This window comes from Ureibacillus sp. MALMAid1270, assembly GCF_049202975.1.
Taxonomy (GTDB): Bacteria; Bacillota; Bacilli; order Bacillales_A; family Planococcaceae; genus Ureibacillus.
In genome coordinates this window covers 1-6,694 of sequence record NZ_JBMIRP010000075.1, presented here as the reverse complement: position 1 = coordinate 6,694, position 6,694 = coordinate 1, and the positions used below count along the sequence as shown (strand labels likewise).

Genomic DNA, 6,694 nt, shown 5'->3' with positions numbered 1-6,694 from the left:
TCCTCTAAAAAGCAGGCAAAATTCAATCATATTGTTAAAATTCTTAAACAAGTAAAGGGAAATACCAAATTTAGGTATTTATGCGCCTAAATATGATAATCTAAATCGAAAAAAGTTCACTTTTTCAGTGCCTTCGGACAGTAAAAGTGTCCCAATCGAACCGTGGGACACTTTTACTGTCCCCGATGTCCCTGATGTCCCACTACCCAATTAGGAGGCCCCAATGAATAAAGATATTGAAAAGTTTAAACGCGTTTATGAACGTTTGTGTGAGCAATTGGGAATTGAATCTAGCGAGGAACACCCTTTTCAGGAAGTGATTAGTGAGCTTGAAGCGGCGACGAAAGATTGGGATGACAAACTTGCGGAAGAGCGAATGCGTAGATTGCAACGTTCGAAGCAGGAGTACTTCAGAAAAGTGGGTCCGAACAGTCGCTCTTTGCGTGAACGTATTTTCACTCAAGATTCTCAAACTCACGAACGCCCTTTTATCGAGAAAAAGAAGAAAGAACTCGAGCTTAAGTTTCGTCAAATTATGAGAGATGAGCCGCTAAATGCGGTCGTTCGTTATCGCTATGGTTATTTTCAAATGGAAGAACTAAACTACTCCAAAGCAGTACGGTATTTTGAAGAAGCCCAGCGGATCAATAAAAAGCTGAATTGCACATTGCCGCTTTCTGAAGCACAACAAGTGAAAGTTCATATGTATATTGGATTTTGTGGCGGCCAGTTGTTAAAAAGTAGTTTAGAAGAATTAAGTAAATCGGATAAAAATTTCGAAATGCTTGATACCGAAGGGCGCACAATGGAGAAAGCATTACTCATGTTAATGAACGAACGCGAGCAGTACTTTGCTATTGTAAATGGTGAGAAACATACGATTTCACTTACCGAATATTTGAGATATAAAGATACTCTAGATGAAAAGTGTTTATTAATTAGTGAAGTTGAAGGACCCACTTTCTTAAAGTTAGGGGAGTGGCAGTCGAAAACTTTTACTCCGGCTTACTCAAAATTAACGCACCTTATTTTGCAAAATGCTAATAAACGTGGAGTAACAACAGTTCCCGATGTTCAAACTGCGGTAGAAGGAAGGTATACTCTGAGTACAATTGAAAGAAATATTCGCCGCATTAATGAATATATGCATGAGGTTAGAACGGATTACAATTCATTATTTACTGTAGACCGCACCAATCCGGAAGTTCCGAAAATCAAACTTGTTCCGGAAAACTATATCTATATTTATCGCGAAGCAAATGAATTTGATTTCACTCCATTAAATATTGACGAAGAAGCATAAAATGAAGGCAGCAAACTCGCCTAGGGTTTGCTGTTTTTTTATTCGCAGAATCCTTGAGAACGTTGATATACCGGGCGCGGACAATATTGTCCGGGGCACCGTGCTATAACTTACATATACCGCAAATATAAGCGGATCACACAACTAAAGGAGCGGATTTGAATGAAAAAATTATCAGTAGTGGATTTAATGGTGGCATACGGAATGATGGTGAAGGAAACTGAAAAAGGCTTAAGCTTCACCGACCCTAACACAGCAAATCAACAACATTTCCAACATGTCATGGAAGCTTTATGGGAATGCGGAATTAATCTTGCTGGCGAAATGGCGGAAGAAGAATTTATTAACATACTAGAAAGTTTCTTCGAATCGACAGGTGAGAGTTTATTTCATCCAAATGAATTAGCCATCCACACGGTAGACATTTATGTGCGCGGATTAGTAATGCAATTGAATCGTTTAGGATGCCCTACAACTTATAGCTGTGATGGCCATGATCGCCGCCATCCGCAAATCTATTTTGCAACTGTCAGTGATACAAGAAAAGCAAAACTTCTATTAGAACACGTCGGCTTAACTTGCAGGATGGAAAACCGAGGTTTAACAATCTTAAAGGATCGCATTGAACTTCCGAAGTATGCTGGAGCTTTAGCGGGATTATCGGAAAGTGCGGCAGATGATTTGGTGAATAAAAAGAACCCATTAATGTTAGAAAATGAATACTATCAATTATTAGAAGACTTGCTTTCAATTTATGGTGTGAGCGGACAAGAAGAAGCAATTCGCGATTATGTAATTCATTACCTAAAACCGCTTGTCGACCACTTTGAAGTCGATTATTACGGAAATGTGCTGGCGCAAATTAAGAAAGGGAATGGCCCAACGGTATTAATCAATGCACATTTAGATACAGTCTATGATTTTGTGGAAGGGCACGAGATTTTGAAGAACGGCAACATTTGGTCTTCAAGTGAAGGGGCACTAGGTGCGGATGACCGTGCGGGAGTTTGTATTGCTTTGGCAGTGGCAAAAACAATCCATAACACAGACTTTAATGGAACGATTAAATTTATTTTCACAGTGGAAGAAGAAATTGGGCTGCGCGGTGCAAGTCGAGTGGCAAAATCATTCCTTTGGGATGTGGATATGGCATTTGTTGTGGATCGTCGTGGCACGGGGGATATCGTGACATCTTGTGGGGGGTATATTCCATTTTGCTCGAATGAGTTTGCGAGACAAGTAGAAAGAATCGGTAGAATCAGCCATCCGGGTCGTTGGCAAACAGTTGCTAGCGGTAGTAGCGATACGCGAATCTGGGCAGAACAGGGCATTAATAGTGTGAACCTTTCTGCTGGTTACGAAAATGAACATACGAATGAAGAGACGCTAGATATTCAAGCGAACTATGAGACTTATGAATTTGTCATGTTACTAGTTGAGAAGAGTCAGAGTTTAATGAAGCATAGCCTTGAGCGTAGAAATCAACGAGTAAACAATAAAACGAGTGAAAGAAAGTTAGGTTAATTTTCGATGGGAATAGAGGGAGCTGGCAGCTATAAAGATGCTAGCTCTTCTTTCAATTAGCCCCTGCGTTCAAAATACCGCTAACTTTTTAGTCGACTCCATTGTGCACATGGAATAAATGAAGCTCAGAGAGGAGAAGCTAGTTTAATAAAAAACTGTTGGGGAAAAGTGCAGGGACAACGGGGACAGTAAAAGTGTCCCAATCGGAACTGGGAGTGCGGCAAGGGCGAATTTCCCCTACCCTGGTGAAAAATGGGACAGAAAGACTGTCCCCAATGTCCCATGTTGAGGGTGCGATATGATAAATTTTATCGAACAGTTTGAACGAGCTTTCTATTATTCGCCTATTGGAATGGCGATTTTATCCCTTGAAGGGCAATGTTTGAAAGTGAATCCGTCTTTATCGAAGATGACTGGCTATACAGAAGAGGAACTACTTACGACCGTAACGTTTCGTGATATTTCCCATCCAGATGATTTTGAAGAAGAAACCAAACTTATGCAACAGTTAATAGAAGGTAAAAAAGAATCGTATGAAATTGAAATAAGGTATTTTCACAAAAATGGAGACTTGAAGTGGGAGCTAATTTCGGTTTCCATAGTGAAAGATGGAGGAGAGGCTTTATTTATTATCGCCCAAGTCCAAGATATCACCGAAAGAAAACAGCTAGAACTCAAACTAATGGAAAGTGAAGAGAGGTTGAATACTCTAATAACCCATATACCAGATCCAGTTATTGTTCATGATGGAGAGACCATTCTCTTTGCCAATCCCTCTGCAGCAAATCTTGTAGGAACTTCTTTAGAAGGGGTTAATGGATCCTCAATTGAGGAGTTTATTCATCCCGATCATATGGAATTTGCTCGAGAAATCATCAAAGGAATTTTAGAAGATGGTGAGCCATACCATAATTTCGATTTAAAAATACGTAGCAAAAGTGGGGAACCGAAAGATGCAATTCTTTCCGCCATTCCGATAATGTATATGAATAAAAAAGCCATTATGGTAAGCTATCGAGATATTACGGAGCGGAAAAAAGTCCAAAAGGCTTTAAAAGAAAGCGAAGAACGTTATCGTATGTTGATAGAATACTCACCTTTAGGTATATTGTTGTATCAAAATCGGATTATTCAATTTGCGAATTCGATGGCCATTCAATTGTTGGGTGCACAAAATGCCGATGAACTAATTGGTCGTAGTATTTATCAACTCATTCACCCTGATTATCAAAAAATTGCTTCAAAGCGGGATGAAAGTATTGAGAGTGGTGAGATTGCACCAACTGTCTACGAAAAATTTATTCGCCTAGATGGCAAAGAAATTGACGTGGAAGTAAATGGGATCCCTATACAGTCCAATGGAGAATCCGCTGTTCAAATAGTCTTTTGGGATGTGACAGAGAAAAAGAAAGAAGAAGATTTGGTTCGATATCGTGCATACCATGACACCCTAACGGATTTACCTAACCGACTAAAATTCCAAATTGATTTAGAAGAAGTCTTAAAAAAAGATACCCCATTTTCCATTATGTATTTAGATTTGCATGGGCTAAAACCAGTAAACGACACACTTGGCCACCAAGCTGGCGATATGGTTCTCATGAAAGTATCATCTCGATTAAGTGGTGTACTCGATCCTGTCGGAAGAGTTTATCGAATAGGTGGGGATGAATTCACTGTATTGCTTCCAGGTGATAAGAGCATTGAAGAGGTAGTAAAAGTCATTCACACAATGGATGAAAACCTTAAAAAACCAATTTATCTATCCAATAACGTTGTACAAGTAACGGCAAGTTTTGGCGTGGTGCTGAGTGCGCAAAACGATGGTGGTATGGATTCTCGCCTAAGTAACGCAGATACGGCAATGTACTATGCGAAGAAAAACAACTTGCTTTATAAAATTTTTGAAAGTAATTAGGGAAATGAAAAGGGTGACTCTGAGAAGTGGGGGGGCACTCTTTTTGTATGTATAAGTTCCATAAATAAATTTAACTATGCATCACCTAGTTTTTTCCTGAGTAAAAAGACTAGGGGAAATGTATGGGGTATTATTTGAAAGTAATAGTAGGCTTTATTGTATTAGATGTGTACCTAAATATAGGAATCGCAAAAGCAAGTGCTCTTTGGATACAGATTTTATTAGTTCTATTATTTTTCCCGTTATTGAAAGGAATTCTACTACTCACCCAGTTAAAAGAGTATAAACAAATTGGGATCAGCTTTCACTCTAGATGGGTTAAAAATTTGACGCTAAAATTTCTTATTGGCTTCACATTTTGGCTAGTCGGTTATGCCATTCGTAATTACCTACAAGAGTTTACTATTACTGGAGTTCAACCGTTTCCACAACTGATATTATCATTCATCATGATTCTACTAACGTTTTTCATCGGTTCGTTTTTAAACGATATTATTGTTCCAGGATATGTTTTCGGACCATTTAAGAGGCAAAATCTCAATAAAATGGATCTTTCTCATCTCTATCACCATTTATGCACTAGATGATTCGTGGAATGAAGGAATCAGCCTATCGAACATTCTATTTTCTCTAGTCATTGGCTTATCACTTACATTTGCAATCTATAAAACTGGTTCTCTTTGGCTAACAACAGGCATTCACTGGGGATTAATTGTTTGTTACGGAATCTTCAACGGCACCCTTAGAAGTTCTGGTGGGGGTATACTTGAAACACAAGCGCTATCATCTACATTCATGATAGAAGCTGTCAGTTATATAGTCTCGTTATTTATGTTTTTATTAATCTATTTAGTACGAGATAAATTTGAAAGATCGCCAGTGGTACTAAGTGAGGCACGGTATTAGGGGGATAATCTTATAATAAAAGAAAGCAGCGTGTGATTGACATGCTGCTTTTTTGTTTAGTGGCTGTAGATTGTTGAGTAAGGGAAATCAATAACTCATTTGGTTTAATAAAAATAACTGATAAAACGCTGGTACCAGTAATGCCAACACTAACGTTAAAACGGCTAGAAATTTAGATTGCCTCATTTGTTGATCATCCCCATATTTCAAATGTTCGAAGTACGTAAGAACAAAAAATAAACACAAAACAAACATAATGGAAGAGAATATCCCTATCCAAATCCCCATGGTCCCAATAGCAGCGAACATATCCATTGTACAACCGCCCTTCGTATGAATTTAGAAAATTATACCATTTAGTTTATAGGCTGTCTTTAGTAAATCTAAGTATTCAAATAAACCTTGAGATTCATATTCTATAAGAAGAAACCCATTGTGAATAAATAAATTACACACTAAACAATATCTTCGTTAGAAAGTTTATATTTTTAATTGACAGGAGACTAGATTGTTGATACTATATAAAAGTTGTTTCAAAAAGTGAATGCAAAACATTTTAATCCAACAATTTTGTTGACAACACATATTATTGTGATATAATAATAGTCTACCGCATTTAAGAAGTTGAATTCTTACGAGAAACAAACATTCTTAAAGTGGATAAGAAAAAAATGTTGACAATTCAAGTGATAACTTGATATAATAAGTCTTAAGTCGTTTGAAAAAGTGAATGATAGATTTAATAAAAAAAGATTGTTGACGAATAGAAGTTATTCTGATATAATTAAATTCCTGTCACTGATAAAGTGATAGAAAATGAACCTTGAAAACTGAACAACAAAACGTTAATGAATTAAACGTTTCTTAATAGAAACACAATTATGGACATCATAAAGATGCCAGCAAAAATTTGAGCTTTATCAAATTTTCTTTTATGGAGAGTTTGATCCTGGCTCAGGACGAACGCTGGCGGCGTGCCTAATACATGCAAGTCGAGCGGACCTTTTAAAGCTTGCTTTGAAAGGTTAGCGGCGGACGGGTGA

The 6,694-nt window shown here is 37.7% G+C and carries 5 protein-coding genes and 1 rRNA gene; all 6 read left to right on the top strand.

Annotation, left to right across the window (positions count from 1 at the left end; all coding sequences use genetic code 11):
- Window positions 1–223: 223 nt before the first annotated feature.
- A complete protein-coding gene (locus tag ACOQFO_RS09650) occupies window positions 224–1,303 on the top strand; it encodes a hypothetical protein (protein WP_421689471.1) in 1,080 nt (359 codons plus the stop codon).
- A gap of 162 nt (window positions 1,304–1,465) precedes the next feature.
- Window positions 1,466–2,827, top strand: coding sequence for a M20/M25/M40 family metallo-hydrolase (locus tag ACOQFO_RS09645; RefSeq protein WP_421689470.1), 1,362 nt, complete (start codon window positions 1,466–1,468; stop codon window positions 2,825–2,827).
- Between the two features lie 298 nt (window positions 2,828–3,125).
- Window positions 3,126–4,745 carry a PAS domain S-box protein gene (locus tag ACOQFO_RS09640; protein ID WP_421689469.1) on the top strand — a complete coding sequence of 540 codons (1,620 nt, stop codon included), beginning with the start codon at window positions 3,126–3,128 and terminating at the stop codon, window positions 4,743–4,745.
- Window positions 4,746–4,867: 122 nt separating this feature from the next.
- Window positions 4,868–5,332: a hypothetical protein gene (locus tag ACOQFO_RS09635; RefSeq protein ID WP_421689472.1), complete on the top strand. Its 465-nt coding sequence runs from the start codon at window positions 4,868–4,870 to the stop codon at window positions 5,330–5,332.
- Window positions 5,253–5,651 carry a hypothetical protein gene (locus ACOQFO_RS09630; protein WP_421689468.1) on the top strand — a complete coding sequence of 133 codons (399 nt, stop codon included), beginning with the start codon at window positions 5,253–5,255 and terminating at the stop codon, window positions 5,649–5,651. Before ACOQFO_RS09635 ends, ACOQFO_RS09630 begins: the two co-directional genes overlap by 80 nt.
- A 931-nt stretch (window positions 5,652–6,582) precedes the next feature.
- Window positions 6,583–6,694 (top strand): 16S ribosomal RNA (locus ACOQFO_RS09625); the annotation flags it as partial.